The organism is Halarchaeum acidiphilum MH1-52-1 (assembly GCF_000474235.1).
Classification (GTDB): Archaea; Halobacteriota; Halobacteria; order Halobacteriales; family Halobacteriaceae; genus Halarchaeum; species Halarchaeum acidiphilum.
The window spans coordinates 1-13,272 of sequence record NZ_BATA01000070.1 but is presented as its reverse complement, the minus strand read 5'-3'; the positions used below and the strand labels follow the sequence as shown (position 1 = coordinate 13,272).

15 protein-coding genes are annotated in these 13,272 nt (G+C 70.9%); 10 read left to right on the top strand and 5 right to left on the bottom strand.

Annotated elements, in window-relative coordinates:
• Positions 1–61 precede the first annotated feature (61 nt).
• On the bottom strand, positions 62–400 hold the full coding sequence (locus tag AOZ13_RS11215; protein WP_020222977.1) for a 2Fe-2S iron-sulfur cluster-binding protein: 339 nt from the start codon (positions 398–400) through the stop codon (positions 62–64).
• A gap of 121 nt (positions 401–521) precedes the next feature.
• Between AOZ13_RS11215 and AOZ13_RS11210 the strand changes: the two genes are divergently transcribed.
• The 3 genes from AOZ13_RS11210 to AOZ13_RS11195 all read left to right on the top strand — a co-directional run bounded on the left by AOZ13_RS11210 (position 522) and on the right by AOZ13_RS11195 (position 4,223).
• Positions 522–1,892 (top strand): geranylgeranyl reductase family protein, encoded by a 1,371-nt coding sequence (locus AOZ13_RS11210; protein ID WP_021780622.1) that lies wholly within the window; start codon positions 522–524, stop codon positions 1,890–1,892.
• Between the two features lie 508 nt (positions 1,893–2,400).
• A complete protein-coding gene (locus AOZ13_RS11200; RefSeq protein ID WP_020222204.1) occupies positions 2,401–3,963 on the top strand; it encodes a Na+/H+ antiporter NhaC family protein in 1,563 nt (520 codons plus the stop codon).
• Positions 3,960–4,223 (top strand): DUF7513 family protein, encoded by a 264-nt coding sequence (locus AOZ13_RS11195; RefSeq protein ID WP_020222203.1) that lies wholly within the window; start codon positions 3,960–3,962, stop codon positions 4,221–4,223. Before AOZ13_RS11200 ends, AOZ13_RS11195 begins: the two co-directional genes overlap by 4 nt.
• 61 nt (positions 4,224–4,284) lie before the next feature.
• Here the strand turns inward: AOZ13_RS11195 and AOZ13_RS11190 are convergent, their stop codons facing one another.
• A complete protein-coding gene (locus tag AOZ13_RS11190; RefSeq protein WP_020222202.1) occupies positions 4,285–4,617 on the bottom strand; it encodes an uS10/mL48 family ribosomal protein in 333 nt (110 codons plus the stop codon).
• A gap of 124 nt (positions 4,618–4,741) precedes the next feature.
• Here AOZ13_RS11190 and AOZ13_RS11185 point away from each other — a divergent pair, with 124 nt between their 5' ends.
• From AOZ13_RS11185 to AOZ13_RS11175, 3 genes are read left to right on the top strand one after another with little or no spacing between them, the layout of a single operon-like run.
• Positions 4,742–5,167: a bis(5'-nucleosyl)-tetraphosphatase gene (locus AOZ13_RS11185; protein WP_020222201.1), complete on the top strand. Its 426-nt coding sequence runs from the start codon at positions 4,742–4,744 to the stop codon at positions 5,165–5,167.
• A 1-nt stretch (position 5,168) separates the two neighbouring features.
• Positions 5,169–6,239, top strand: a complete 1,071-nt coding sequence (locus tag AOZ13_RS11180) for a DUF5787 family protein (RefSeq protein ID WP_021780620.1) — start codon at positions 5,169–5,171, stop codon at positions 6,237–6,239.
• A 42-nt stretch (positions 6,240–6,281) separates the two neighbouring features.
• Positions 6,282–7,145 (top strand): hypothetical protein, encoded by an 864-nt coding sequence (locus AOZ13_RS11175; RefSeq protein WP_049934094.1) that lies wholly within the window; start codon positions 6,282–6,284, stop codon positions 7,143–7,145.
• Here AOZ13_RS11175 and AOZ13_RS11170 read toward each other — a convergent pair.
• On the bottom strand, positions 7,126–7,623 hold the full coding sequence (locus tag AOZ13_RS11170; protein ID WP_020222332.1) for a DUF5797 family protein: 498 nt from the start codon (positions 7,621–7,623) through the stop codon (positions 7,126–7,128). The genes AOZ13_RS11175 and AOZ13_RS11170 overlap by 20 nt on opposite strands.
• A gap of 113 nt (positions 7,624–7,736) precedes the next feature.
• Here AOZ13_RS11170 and AOZ13_RS11165 point away from each other — a divergent pair, with 113 nt between their 5' ends.
• From AOZ13_RS11165 to AOZ13_RS11150, 4 genes are all read left to right on the top strand, one after another.
• Positions 7,737–8,510 carry an enoyl-CoA hydratase/isomerase family protein gene (locus tag AOZ13_RS11165; RefSeq protein WP_020222331.1) on the top strand — a complete coding sequence of 258 codons (774 nt, stop codon included), beginning with the start codon at positions 7,737–7,739 and terminating at the stop codon, positions 8,508–8,510.
• Positions 8,511–8,645: 135 nt separating this feature from the next.
• Complete coding sequence (locus AOZ13_RS11160) at positions 8,646–8,903, top strand: DUF5789 family protein (protein ID WP_020222330.1); 258 nt, start codon at positions 8,646–8,648, stop codon at positions 8,901–8,903.
• 64 nt (positions 8,904–8,967) lie between these two features.
• Positions 8,968–9,282, top strand: a complete 315-nt coding sequence (locus tag AOZ13_RS11155; protein WP_020222329.1) for a transcription factor S — start codon at positions 8,968–8,970, stop codon at positions 9,280–9,282.
• Between the two features lie 157 nt (positions 9,283–9,439).
• A complete protein-coding gene (locus tag AOZ13_RS11150) occupies positions 9,440–10,489 on the top strand; it encodes a glycosyltransferase (protein ID WP_021780617.1) in 1,050 nt (349 codons plus the stop codon).
• On the opposite strand, the gene AOZ13_RS11145 is transcribed toward AOZ13_RS11150, so the two are convergent.
• Together AOZ13_RS11145 and folP are read right to left on the bottom strand one after the other, a co-directional pair.
• A complete protein-coding gene (locus AOZ13_RS11145) occupies positions 10,486–11,148 on the bottom strand; it encodes a class I SAM-dependent methyltransferase (RefSeq protein ID WP_044958670.1) in 663 nt (220 codons plus the stop codon). The genes AOZ13_RS11150 and AOZ13_RS11145 overlap by 4 nt on opposite strands.
• On the bottom strand, positions 11,141–13,272 hold a 2,132-nt coding region (gene folP, locus AOZ13_RS11140), incomplete at its 5' end, for a dihydropteroate synthase (RefSeq protein ID WP_049934093.1). The genes folP and AOZ13_RS11145, both read right to left, overlap by 8 nt.

The window sequence follows — 13,272 nt, the reverse complement described above, 5'->3', positions numbered from 1 at the left end:
AGTAGGGTAGGGTAGTTCACCTGAAGTCGTCCGGAGTCGTCCCGGAACCAGTCGGCGCCGCTCAGTCGTCGTCCGCGGTGACCGGCCCGTCCGCGTCGACGGCGGCGGCCTCGGTCTCGACGCTCGGCGGGTACTTGCCGCGCTCGATCTTCAGGTCGGAGAGGGGACGCGCCATGCAGGTGAGACAGTAGTCCGCCGCTTCCTCCTCGCTGAGGCCGCGCGCGGCCGGCTGGGCGACTTCGCCCTCGACGATCTCGGCCGAACAGGCGAGACACATCCCGACGCGACAGGAGTACTCCTGCGCGATCCCCTCGCGCAGGCAGGCCTTCAGGATCGTCTCCGTCTCCGAGACCTCGATGGTCTCCTCGCGCCCGACGAACTCGACGGTGTGGTCGGTCATGGAACGCCGTTCGACGAGCGCCGGTAAAACTCTTTATCGCGCCGTGTCCCCGCGCGGCCGACGGATTCGATGCACAGAACGTCCGTAAAGAGTTTTCACGGCCCGTCACAATCACCGCGATATGACTACTCACGAGTTCGACTTCGTCGTCGTCGGCGCCGGCACGTCCGGGTGCTACGCCGCCGCGACCGCCGCGAAGGCGGGCTACGACGTCGTCGTCGTCGAGCGCAAGGACGCCGAGGAGGCGGGACACATCGCCTGCGGGGACGCCCTCAAGGGCGCGGCGAACTTCCCCGCGGCCATCCCGAAGTCCGACCTCGAACCCGCGTTCACCAACACCGGCGTCGATCACGGCCGCTTCGAGATCCCGCAGGAGGACACCGTCCTCGAAATCCCGATCCCCGGCGAACTCGCCGTCATCGACCGCTGGAAGTACGGCAAGCGGATCATCGAGGGCGCGAGCGAGGCGGGCGCGACGTTCCACTACGACACCGTCGTACAGGACGTCGAGCAGGACCGTGCCGGACGCGTCACCGGCGTGACGGCGACGAGGAAGGGCGAGGTCGCCACGTACGACGCCGAGTTCGTCGTCGACGCCGCCGGCTCGCTCTCGCTCCTGCAGGACAAAGTGGATTTCGCTGACTCGACCTTCGACACGAACGTCGACTACTCCCAGTTCTGCTCGGCGTACCGCGAGATCGTCGAGGTCCCCGAGCCGGTCGAGTGGGACGACGCCCTCGTCTTCAAGCCGACCGAGCGCGCCGCCGGCTACCTCTGGTACTTCCCGCGCACGGACACGCAGATCAACGCCGGTCTCGGCTTCCAGATGAACGAGCAGCCGATGCATCTCGTCGAGGACCTCAAGACCGACCTCCGGAACCGCGCGGAGTTCGACGGCGCGACCGTGAAGGACAAACTCGGCGCGGCGCTCCCGACGCGCCGGCCGTACGACTCCGCGACCCACCCCGGCTACCTCGCCGTCGGCGACGCCGCCGGCCACGTCAACCCCACCACGGGCGGCGGGATCGCCGGCGCCGCCTACGCCGGCACGTACGCCGCGGAGGCCGCCATCGACGCCCTCGAAGACGGCGAGCACGGCGAGGCCGCCCTCTGGTCGTACAACGAGCGCGTCATGGACCACTTCGGCGCCCGCTACGCCGCCCTCGACGTCTACAACGTCCTCTCGACCGCCGTCGACGTCGACGACCTGATGAGCCTGCTCGCCTCCCTCCCCGGCGATCAGCTCAGCGAGGCGCTCTACGCCGGCAGTGCGAGCTTCGGCGTCGGTCTCGCCGCGAAGGTCGCCGCCAAGAGCTTCGGTCACTGGGGACAGATCTACAAGATGTACAAGACCAAGCGCGTCGCCGACCGCCTCCTCGCGCACTACGAGGACTACCCGTCGAGTCCCGACGGACTCGAACGCTGGCAGTCCCGCCGCGACGCCATCATGGACGACGTCTACGAGGTCACGGGCGCCGACGCGAAATACTGACCGTCCCCACCCGATGCGCGCGTCCCCACCCGATGCGCGGACGCGAGCCACGGTTTTCGATCCCCCCTCGCTACGACCCTTCACGTTCGAGCGCGCGACCAGCGTCACGTATCCTGTGACGAGAGCGGCGGTGGGACCACGCGACGCGACGGCGCGCCCCACTGCTGAAGGGAGCGCCGTCCGTTCGCCCCAGTCCAGCGACGCGAGCACGCTCTCCGTGAGCACGCGCACGCCGGTATCGATAGTCGAGTCGCCTCGTCGACGTCGAACGTCGGCGTGTGGCGGACGCCGAAGTGGTTGGCGCCGGCGACGTCGAGACGCGCGTCGCCATCGGGGGCGTCGGGACCGACGTGGAGACCGTCGAGCCGACGCGTTCGAGTTTCGCGACGGGCCGCGCGGTCGGTCGGGACTCGCGCCACGCCGGTTCGGTGCTGAACACCGGCGGGTGCACGGGTGGTTCGTGTCGGTCCCGTAGATATTTGCCGGGGCGGGTCCGACACCCACGAGCATGAGTGAATCGAACGGCGACGAGACCCCGGAATCGGAGGTCGAGGCGGAACTCGGGATGGCCGAGTCGTCCGGATCCGACCTCGAATTTTATGGGGGGGCGGCCGCGAGCGCGGTCCCCCTCGGGTTGTTCGTCGTCTGGGCGGTCGTACAGAGCGGCGTGTTCGGGATCGGCGACACGACTGGTCTCGTCGTCGGGATGCTCTTCGCGCTGGTGGTCGGGTTGTTCCTCGCGAAGGGCGACTGGGCGGCCTACGCGAACGCGGTCTTCGAGGGGATGACCCAGCGGGTGGCCGCGACGGCCATCGTCGCGTGGCTCTGGGCGGGGATGTTCGCCCAGTTGCTTCAGGACGGCGGCTTCGTCACCGGTCTCGTCTGGGTCGCGCAGTCCCTCCCGGTCGCACACGGGACGCTGCTCCAGATCCTGCCGGCGGTGACGTTCGTCCTCGCGGCGCTCCTCGCCACCGGCATCGGCACCGGGTACGGGACGGCGGTGACGTTCGTCACGACGTTCTTCCCGGCGACCGTGCTGCTCGGCGCGAACCCCGTGTTGATGTTCGGTGCGATCCTCTCCGGGGCGGCGTTCGGCGACAACCTCGCGCCCGTCAGCGACACGACCATCGTCAGCGCGGTGACGCAGGACGCCGATATCGGCGGCGTCGTCGCCTCGCGATTCAAGTACGCGGTGACGGCGGCCGTCCTCGCGTTCGTCGCCTACCTCATCGCGGGCGCGACGATGACCAGCGGCGCGACGGGGAGCGGGACGCTCCCGACCGGGAACCCGATCGGACTCGTCCACCTCGTCTCCATGGGCGTCGTCATCTACACGGCCGTTCGCGGCCGCCACATCATCGAGGCGATCACGTGGGGCATCCTCGTCGCCATCGTCTGCAACCTCGCCCTCGGTCTCGAATCGCTCTCCGGCATCGTCTCGTTCGTCGCGCCGCAGAACGCGCCGTTCGCGGCCGCGTTCACGTGGCTCCCGATCCTCTCGATGGCCGGTCCCGACACCGCCTCGGGCGTCGGCGGGAGCCTCTACGCGGGCGCGTCGGGCTTCTTCCCGCTCATCGTGCTCACCTTACTCATCGTCGCGGGGGCGCGCATCATGATCCGCGGCGGCGCCTTCGAGGCGATTCAGGACTTCCTGCTCTCGACGACGGCGACGTCCGTGCGGCGCGCCGAGACGACGCTCGTCCTCGGGACGGCGCTCGTCAACGCCGCGATCACGATCAACACCGCCGCGGAGATCGCCATCTCGCCGTACGTCGCGCGCATCGGCGAGTCGTTCAACATCAACGGCTACCGGCGCGCGAACATCCTCGACGCGAACACCGCGGCGCTCGGATACATCTTCCCGTGGGCGGGCGGCGTCCTCGCGGGCTACTCGCAGATGCCGGCGCTCGCCGAGCAGTACGGCCCGCAGATGCTCGTCAGCCCCGTGAGGGTCGTGCCCTTCGTCTTCCACGGCTGGTTCCTCTTCGCGGTGTTCCTCGTCGCCGCCCTCACCGGGTTCGGACTGGAGTACGTGCCCGACCGCGAATCCGAGGAGGTGAGCCGCGTATGAACACCGAGAAGCTCACCGCCGGCTGGTCGTTCCGCACGAGCGCGCCGGGCTTCGACGTCGACGACGAACTCACCGTGTACGTCACGGCGTCGGACGGCGACGTGCTCGCGCGCGTCGGCGACACCGCGCTGACGGTCCACGGCGCGCCCGCGGGCGTCACCGAGGGCACGAAGATCGCGGTCCGCGTCAGCGACTTCGACGCGTCGACTCACACCGGCGACGTCGAGTACCTGCGGACGGTCGGCGAATCGACGTACTGAGGCGCCGCGCTCGGTGGCGCCGCTGCTGTGCTATCGTAACAGAGAGAGAGAGAGAAACGCGTTACGCGGGCGAGCCGACGTGCTGGACGCGCTCGATGTCCGCGGTGACGTGGACGCTGTTCGGGAAGTCCCACGACATGATTTCGCGCGCGAGGTCGTCGGCGCCGCGGATCTCGACGCGACGGCGATAGACGGTGTAGCTCCACGCGTCGAACGTGTCGCGCTCGCCGTCGAGGCGCTTGTACTGCGGGACGAAGTGCTGCGTGGGCGAGTCGGAGTGCGGGCCTTTGAGTTCCGCGCCCTTGCGGCGGACCGTGTCGCGGATCTCCCCGACGATGTCGTCGAGGGCCGCTCGGTCCCCGCTCTCTAATGTGAGGCTGGTGACGAAAGTCATGGCTGGGGTGTGCGTAACCGTACACGACGACGTCCACCCTCAAAAGCGGCGTGGTTGCGCGCCGCGGCCGTGGCGGCGAGAGTCTCCGACATTCTCTTAATCCGCCGTCGATTTAGTGTACACAATGACGGTCGAAGCAACCAGCGCCGGTGCGATCCTCTTCCGGGATACGCGAGGCCGGCGCGAGTACCTCCTCCTCAAGAGCCGCCCCGGGGACTGGGAGTTCCCCAAGGGCGGCGTGGAGGGAGGCGAAGAACTTCAGCAGACCGCCATCCGGGAGGTCCAAGAGGAAGCCGGGATCGAGGATTTCCGCCTCATCGACGGCTTCCGCGACGACTACGACTACGTCTTCGAGGCGAACGGGGACCGCATTCACAAGACGGTACACCTGTTCATCGCGAAGTCCTTCGAGGCCTCAGCCGAGCTCTCGAACGAGCACTCGGACCTCCAATGGCGCGACTACGAACAGGCGTTGAACACCATCACGCAGGACGGCCCGCGGAACATCCTCGAGGACGCCCACGACTTCCTCGACGAGAAGGACCTCTGAGATGGCCGGCGCGGAGTTCGGGTTCGAACTCCGTGTCTGCGCGTGGGCCGAGCGGTACTGGGAGCCGGCCGACGCGGACAGCCACGCCCTCGTCGCGCGCCAACTCGGCACGCAGCGGCGGCGCTGGGACACGATCGTCGTCGAGGCCGACCCGGACGCGCTCCGCGCTCGCGCCGCCTTCGGCGCCGACGAACTCGATCCCGACCTCCTCGACGTCGTCCGGCACGCGCCCGCGTCGTGGACGTTCTACCGCGACGCGCTCCCCGATCCCGGCTATCCGTGGCGCTACGTCCGCGAGGCGATCCATCGCGCGAGCGCGCGTGGCGTCCTCGAAGAGCGCAAACGCGGGAATCGCATCGAGATCCGGCGGATCGCCCCCTACCCGGACTGGGTGCGCCGGATCGTCGCGATCGAGAACAAGCCCGACCTCGACGCCGCGGCCGCGCGCGACCTCGCCGACCAACTGGAGCGTGACGTGGCGCTCGGTCTCGCGGACGAGGTGTGGGTCGCCACGCGGGCGGACGCGACGCGCGCGCTCGTCACCGAGATGCCGAGCGCCGCAGGGGTGTTGTCGTTCGATGCGCCGGCGTCGAGCGAGGCGAGCGACGAAGCCGAAGCCGCGAGGGCGACGCGCGATCCCTCGATGGACGCCGACGTCGCGTGGCACCCGCGGGCGCTCGATCCCGACGCGACCGGGGTCCGCGTCACCGAGCACGGCGATCCCACCGCGTTCGAGTACGTCGCGCCGGCGGAGAAGCGTGGGACGCGCCGCCGGATCGCGGAACGCGCCTACGGCCGCGGCTGGCGCGCGTACGCCGACACGATGCGCCCGGACTGCCGCGCGTTCGGTCTGCGCGACGCCGGCGACGGATACGTCCCGCACTGCCACGCGAAGGGGCGCGAGCAGACGGCCGCGGAGTGCTCGGGTTCGTGCGCCGAGTTCGCTCCGGAACCACCGGGATGGCGTCAGCGGGGGTGGCCGATCGAGGGCGGACCGGGGAAGGCGATCCAGCGGCTACTCGATCGGCGTCGGCGGCGACGGCGCCCCGGACTCGACGGGGACGCGGACTGAGGGCACGCGCGCCGGTACCGAGAACGAGAAGTACGCGCACAGATGAGCACGACCATGGCGCTCCGCCCGTCGTACGAACTCGCCGACCCGAGCCATCGGCTCTACCGCGGGCCGAACGTCAGCGAAACGACGGCGGTCGCGGCCGAGAACGCCGTGATCGAGGCCACGTCGTTGTTCGGGAGCCACGCCCACGTCGCCGCCGATGCGGACGCGCTCGCCGCTGATGCGCCGGCGGCGATGGGGGCGTTCCGATCGCTCGCGCCCGTTCCCGACGACGAGCGCGCGCTCTACGGTGACGAGGAGCGCGTCGGGCGACTCCCCGAGGACGCGGGGACCGTCCTGCGGGTCCTCGGCGACCCGATTGGCTCTGACGACCCGCTCGACTGGCGTGCGTTCGACATCGACGCCCTGCTCGTCCGTGACGGCGAGCGCGCGCTCTATCACTCGATTCCCCACGAGTCCCACGTCCGCGAGGTGTACGCGACCGACGCGCCCGCGTACCGCGAGGCCGTACGCGACGCGGTCTCGGAGTCCCTCGGCGTGGCGCTGTACCCCGCGGAGCCGCTGCTCACGTGGCGGGTCCGCGAAACGAGCTACGAGCTGACGCCGACGACGCTCCGATACGGGGCGGGCGACGACCGGCACGGATACTCGCTGGACCGTCTCGTCGCGGCCGACCCGACTCGCGGGGGACACGGCGTCGACTGCGAGTGGCGCTCGCTGACGGCGACGGCGCGCGACCCCATTCAGCGGGCGCTCGGACGCGTCCACGACGTCTTCGCGAGCGATCCACCGGAGACGGTCCCGACGGATGACGGGGCGACGACCGAGGCGGTACTGGGGGCGCTGTCGGACCTCGCGGGGTCGCTCGACTACGATTGTGCGGTCAGTCCTCGGCGAACGTGACGGCGTCGCGCGCGACCGCGAGGCGGAACGTCGGGACGGTGCGATAGCGCAGTTCGACGACGCCCTTGCGCTTGAGCGATTGGAGGGCGCGCCGGACGTCCTTCGCGCTCGGCTCCTCGCCGTCGTCGTTCGCGAGGTCGTCGCCGTACTCGTCGCGCAGTCGGTGGAGGACGCTCACGACGCTCTCCGAGTCCTCGTCGGGACCGGGCGCGACCGCGAACACCCGGCGCTCGAAGTCCGTCACGTGGACCTCGAAGGACTCGGGTTCTTCGCCGGTGACGACGGCGCGCGCCTCCGCCGTCGCGCGGATGAGGCTGTTCTCGTCGCGGTAGTAGTACTCCTTCAGTTCGGATTCGAGGAACTGGTGGACGTCGCTGCCGGACTCCATCCCCCAGCGCTCCTGTAGCGCCTTGTTCTTCGTCGGTTGGAGTTCCACGATGTCCGCGAGGCGTTCCTCGGTCTCCTCCGAGAGAGTCATGTCCCCGCGTATTCGGCGGCCCTATTTCGCCGTTTCCCCTCCGGCGTCGTCCGCTCGACGCACCGCCCCCCGCCGCCCGTACCGTTATGGGTTCGCTCCGTCTCCGAGACACCATGAGCGATCCCGTCCGCCTCGACGTCGACGACGAGGGCGTCGCGACCGTCACCATCGATCGTCCCGACCGGCTGAACGCGCTCGACGCCGCGACGCTCGACGCGCTCGATGCGGCGCTCGCCGACGCGGAGGACGCCGACGTCCGCGCGCTCGTCCTCGAAGGCGCGGGCGATGACGCGTTCGTCGCGGGCGCCGACATCGCCGAGATGGCCGACTTCTCCCCCGCCGAGGCGCACGCGTACGCCGAACTCGGCCACGACGTCACCCGCGCGATCGAGACGTTCCCCGCGCCCGCGATCGCCGCCATCGGTGGGTACGCGCTCGGCGGCGGGCTCGAACTCGCGCTCGCCTGCGATCTCCGCGTCGCCGCCGAGAGCGCCGTCCTCGGGCAGACCGAGACCGATCTCGGCATCGTTCCGGGGTGGGGCGGCACGCAGCGCCTCCCGCGCCTCGTCGGCGACGAGACCGCCCGCCGGCTGATCTACTTCGGCGAGCGCCTCGACGCGGGCGACGCCTACGAGATGGGTCTCGTGGGCGATCTCGTCGCGCACGACGAACTGGACGACGTCGTCGCGGATCTCGCCGCGGACCTCGCTGACCGGCCGCGCTTCGCGCTCGCCGCCGCGAAGGAGGCGATCACGCAGAGTCACGAGACCGACCTCGGGGCCGGTCTCGACTTCGAACGCCGCACGTGGGCGTCCCTGTTCGGGACGGCCGACCAGCGCGAAGGAATGGCCGCGTTCTTGGAGGAGCGAGAGGCGGTGTTTGAGTGATGCGTGGGGCCGCGCGTCAGCGCGGGTCCACGAGAAACGAGCGGGAGTGGGACGTTCGTTCTCGGGTGTGACGGCCGGTGAGCGTGCGGCCGGCCACAACAAACAGTTAAGGCGCGGCCGCCGGTATCCCGTGCCATGACCGATCGGGTGACGCTCACGGACCTCGAGGAGGCCCTCGAAGGACTGCCCTATCCGCTCAGCAAGCAGAACGCCGTCGAGGAGGTTGCGGGGATCGTCCTCGTCTACGGGGACGGCGAGGCGGACGCGGCCGACGTCGTCGACCGCATCGAGGAGGACGTGTTCGACGATCCCGCGTCGCTCGCCGCCTCGATCCGGAACGCCCTCCCCACGGAGGCGGCCGGAGAACCCGGCCAGTCCGAGGGCGAGGGGTGACGGCGCGGGGACCGAGGACGGGAACACCGGGGGCTTATACGGGCGGACGGGCTACGGGGGTAGCATGGAATTCTGCGACGAATGCGGCTCGATGATGCGTGCGGAAGACGACTTCTGGGTGTGTACGTCCTGCGGGCACGAGCAGCCGAAGGGCGACGCCGCCCAGTACACCGTCACGGAGGGGCAGGAGGAGTCTGAGATCGTCGACGTCTCCGACGCGGAGGATCGCGGTCTCCCCTCCACGAAGACCTTCTGTCCGGAGTGCGGCAACGATCGGGCGTACTACTACATGCAGCAGATCCGGAGCGCCGACGAGTCCGAGACGCGCTTTTTCATCTGCACGGAGTGCGAGAACCGCTGGCGCGAAGACGACAACTGAGGGCCGTTTTCGCCCTCGCGAGACGCGCCGTCTCGCGAGTCCCGCGGTCGCTGGCGCTCACGCGGGCCAAGTTTTTGCGTCGCGGGGGGCGCGGAGCGACCCCTCACTGGAAAAAGATGGAGGAAGACTTTTCCTCGCGTCCCGCCCACCGGGCCGTATGCGCGTCGCGCTCGTCTCGGATCGGACCGTACATCACGACGACGGGGAGCGACGCTCCGCGGACGACGCGGTGGGGCGCCTCGACGCGCTCGTGGGTCTACTCGACGCGAACGGCCACGACGTCGAGGTGTTCTGCGCGCGCTGGTGGGACGGCGACTACCCGACGTTCGACTACGACGACGTCACGTATCGCGCGATCGCGGTGACGCCCGGCGAGCGCCGGGGCGCGCTCCGACTCGTCCGCGCGCTCCGGGGGTTCGATCCCGACGTCGTCCACGTCGCGGGCGCGAATCCGACGCGGGTCTTCGGGGCGCGCGCCGCCACCGCGCTCGGCGCGCCCGTCGTGCTCAGCCACTACGATCCGCCTCGGACGACGCGTCTCGACCGGTGGGCGGTGCGGGCGGCGGACGCCACCGTCGTCCCCTCCGAGTTCGTCGCGACCGCGGTCCGCGAGTGCGGTGCGACGGACGAGGCGCTCGCCCGGATTCCGAACCCCGTCGAGATGGCGCGCGTCCGCGCCGTCGAACCGGACACGGACGCGGGCGACGTCGTCTACTCTCGGCGCCTCGACGCCGACGCGAACCTCGAATCGCTGCTGCTCGCGCTCGCCGAGTTCCGCGAGTACGACTGGTCGGCCACCGTGATCGGCGACGGACCGGAGCGCGACGTCTACGAGCGACAGGCCCGCGACCTGCGGATCGCGGAGCGCGTCGACTTCGTCGGCGAACGCGACCTCGATCGCCGCCTCGCGCTGTTCAAGGGCGCGCACGTCTACGCGCAGACGGCGACGCGGACGCCGTTCTCGACTGACCTGCTGCGCGCGCTCGCCTGCGGCTGCGTCGGCGTCGTCGAGTACCACGCCGACTCGGCGGCGCACGAACTCGTCGAGCGGACGGAGCGCGGCTTCCTCGCGACGAGCGACGAGGCGCTCGTCGAGCGCCTGCGCGACGCCACGCAGTTGGAGCGCGAGTCGGTGAACGAGGCGTACGCCGACTACGACGCCGGGCGGTTCCTCGCCCGGCACGTGGATCTCTATCGCTCGATCTAGGCCCGCACGCGGGCGAAGAGGAACTCGCCGCCGCCGTGCTCGTCGGGGACGCGCGTCTCCTCCTCGACCTCGAAGCCGGCGTCGCGGAGCGCGGCGAGCGTCTCCTCGGCGGCGGGGAAGCTCCAGTGCATCTCGACGCCGCTCCCGAGCCAGTTCGGCGTGCCGCCCTCGTAGGCGTCCGTGCCCGTGGTGACGAGCGCGGGCGCACCAGCGGCGAGCACGCGGTGGAACTCCCGGTAGACGCTGGGGTGCGCGTCGCGCGGGACGTGAATGATCGAGTGGAGGGCGACGAGACCGTCGAACGCGCCGTCGCGGAAGGGGAGCGCGCTCATGTCGCCCTGCGCGAGTCCCGCGGTCGGCGAGCGCTCGTGCGCGCGCTCCAGTTGCTCGCGCGAGAGGTCGAGACCGACGACGTCGAACGCGAGATCGAAGCGCGAGAGGACGGGCACGCCGGAGCCACAGCCCGCGTCGAGGACGCGCGCGCCGTCCGGGAGGTCGCGCGCCACCGCGTCCACCTGATCGATGCCGGGTTCGCCGACGGCCGTCCGCGCCTCCCGGTGGACCCGCGCGAGCTCGTCGTACCCCTCGCGGACCGCCCGGAGGTAGGCGGCGCGCCCGTCCGCGTCGTCCCCGCCGACCGTCGACTCGCGCTCACTCATCGCCCGCACCTCCGCGCCCGTCCATCATAGGGTTGGTGTCGAGGTCGGTCCCGCGCCGCGTCGCCTCGACGGCACGCACGGCCGCGACGTTCTCCGCGACGTCGTGGACGCGCACGATGTCCGCGCCGCGCTCGGCGGCGATCGCCGTGCCCGCGACGGTCGCGTAGCCGCCGCGATCCGGGTAGCGATCCACCGCGCCGAACATCGACTTGTGCGAGTGGCCGATGAGGACGGGACAGCCCAGCGCGTGGAATTCGTCCGTCCGCTTCAGGATCTCGAAGTTCTCGCCCACGGACTTCGCGAAGCCCAGACCGGGATCGACGACGATCTTCTCGCGCGGGAGCCCCGCCTTCTCGGCGAGCAGCACGCGCTCGCGCAGTTCGTCGACGACGTCCTCGACCACGTCGTCGTAGTCGACGTCCGCGTCCGGCTCGACCGGCGCGTTCAGCGAGTGCATCACGATCAGCGGCGCACCGTACTCCGCGGCGACGAAGCGCATCTCGGGGTCCTCCAACCCCGTCACGTCGTTCAGCACGTCGGCGCCCGCCTCCAGCGCCGCGCGGCCGACCTCGGCCTTCATCGTGTCCACGCTGACGAGACAGTCGAGGTCGGCGATGCGATCGATGACGGGGACGATGCGCTCGATCTCCGCTTCGGCGGGCACGACGTCCGCGCCCGGACGCGTCGACTCGCCGCCGACGTCGATGACGTCGACGCCGTTCGCGGCCATCTCCTCCGCGCGCGCCACCGCGTCATCGACGGCCGCGTACTCGCCGCCGTCGTGGAACGAGTCCGGCGTGACGTTCAGGATCCCCATCACCGCCGTCCCCTCGCCCGTCCACGGGTAGTCGGGCGCGTCCGCGTCGTCGCTCCCCTCGCCGACGCCCGCGTCGCGCGCGCCCGCCGAGCCGATGTCCAGCGTCTCGCGCAGTTCGTCCGCGTAGACGGCGAGCCCGTACGGCTGGTCGTCGAGCTTCGCGCAGAGGCGCTTGAACTGCGCGAGCGTCCCCATCATGACGACGTCGAGCATCCCGCGGGCCTGCTCGTTCAGCCCCGAGAGCGCGCACTCGCCACCGAGGCTCAGTAGCTCCTCTTTGAGGTACTGGGCTCGGCGCTTCTGGACGCGCGTGCGGACGACGCGGTGGACGCCCTTCGCGCGCATCCGCCACGCGCCCGGCGGCGTGACGTGCGCGCGATCGAGGTGCGCGCGCGACTCGGCGAGGTCGTCCGCGCGCTTCGGGACGTTCACGCGCGTCCAGCGCCGTCTGGCCTCCGCGACGGTGAACAGGGACCCCGCGACGAGCACGCAGTCGTCCGCGTCGGCGGCGTCGAGCGCGCGGGCCAGCGCGCCCTCGACGGAGGCCTTCGCCGTCACCTCGCCCGCGCCGGCCGCGCGGAACGCGGCGGCGAGCGCGTCCTGATCCTCCGCGCGCCTGGAGTCGGGGCGGCACGTCCAGACGCGCGCGGGCGTCGGCAGCGCCGCGGCCATCCCGACGTGGTCCTTGTCGTGCATCGCGCCGAAGACGAGGTGGAGGTCGTCGTAGTCGAAGTCCGCGAGCGTGTCCGCGAGCGCGTCGCACGCGCCGGGGTTGTGCGCGCCGTCGAGGACGACGAGGGGGTCGTCGCCCATCACCTCGAAGCGCCCCGGCCAGTGGGCCTTGCGCAGGCCGCGCGCGAGCGTCGCGTCGTCGATCTCGCACACCTGTCGGACGAGCGTCGCCGCGATGCCCGCGTTCGCCGCCTGATGCTCGCCGAACAGGGGGATTCGGGCGTCGAGCGTCCCCCCGCCGGCCGCGATCGTCACGCCGGCCTCGCCCGACGAGACGGGGCCGTCGTACGACACGCGAACGTCGCGCTCGGTCGCTTCGCCGACGGTCACGACGTCGCCGGCGACGTCCCGCGCGGCGTCGAGGGCGTCGCCCGTCGCGCCCGTCACCAGCGGCGCGTCGGCCGGCGCGACGTGGGCCTTATCGCGCGCGATCTCCGCGCGCGTGTCGCCGAGGATGCCCGTGTGTTCGAGCGTGACGCTCGTCACGCAGGCCGCGGCCGGATCGACGACGCTCGTCGCGTCGTACTTCCCGCCGATACCGACTTCGAGGACGGCGACGTCGACGTCCGCGCGCC

Excerpts from the sequence above, each read along its gene's own strand:
- AOZ13_RS11215 (WP_020222977.1), bottom strand. The coding sequence starts at position 400 with ATGACCGACCACACCGTCGAGTTCGTCGGGCGCGAGGAGACCATCGAG.
- AOZ13_RS11210 (WP_021780622.1), top strand. The coding sequence starts at position 522 with ATGACTACTCACGAGTTCGACTTCGTCGTCGTCGGCGCCGGCACGTCC.
- AOZ13_RS11200 (WP_020222204.1), top strand. The coding sequence starts at position 2,401 with ATGAGTGAATCGAACGGCGACGAGACCCCGGAATCGGAGGTCGAGGCG.
- AOZ13_RS11195 (WP_020222203.1), top strand. The coding sequence starts at position 3,960 with ATGAACACCGAGAAGCTCACCGCCGGCTGGTCGTTCCGCACGAGCGCG.
- AOZ13_RS11190 (WP_020222202.1), bottom strand. The coding sequence starts at position 4,617 with ATGACTTTCGTCACCAGCCTCACATTAGAGAGCGGGGACCGAGCGGCC.
- AOZ13_RS11185 (WP_020222201.1), top strand. The coding sequence starts at position 4,742 with ATGACGGTCGAAGCAACCAGCGCCGGTGCGATCCTCTTCCGGGATACG.
- AOZ13_RS11180 (WP_021780620.1), top strand. The coding sequence starts at position 5,169 with ATGGCCGGCGCGGAGTTCGGGTTCGAACTCCGTGTCTGCGCGTGGGCC.
- AOZ13_RS11175 (WP_049934094.1), top strand. The coding sequence starts at position 6,282 with ATGAGCACGACCATGGCGCTCCGCCCGTCGTACGAACTCGCCGACCCG.
- AOZ13_RS11170 (WP_020222332.1), bottom strand. The coding sequence starts at position 7,623 with ATGACTCTCTCGGAGGAGACCGAGGAACGCCTCGCGGACATCGTGGAA.
- AOZ13_RS11165 (WP_020222331.1), top strand. The coding sequence starts at position 7,737 with ATGAGCGATCCCGTCCGCCTCGACGTCGACGACGAGGGCGTCGCGACC.
- AOZ13_RS11160 (WP_020222330.1), top strand. The coding sequence starts at position 8,646 with ATGACCGATCGGGTGACGCTCACGGACCTCGAGGAGGCCCTCGAAGGA.
- AOZ13_RS11155 (WP_020222329.1), top strand. The coding sequence starts at position 8,968 with ATGGAATTCTGCGACGAATGCGGCTCGATGATGCGTGCGGAAGACGAC.
- AOZ13_RS11150 (WP_021780617.1), top strand. The coding sequence starts at position 9,440 with ATGCGCGTCGCGCTCGTCTCGGATCGGACCGTACATCACGACGACGGG.
- AOZ13_RS11145 (WP_044958670.1), bottom strand. The coding sequence starts at position 11,148 with ATGAGTGAGCGCGAGTCGACGGTCGGCGGGGACGACGCGGACGGGCGC.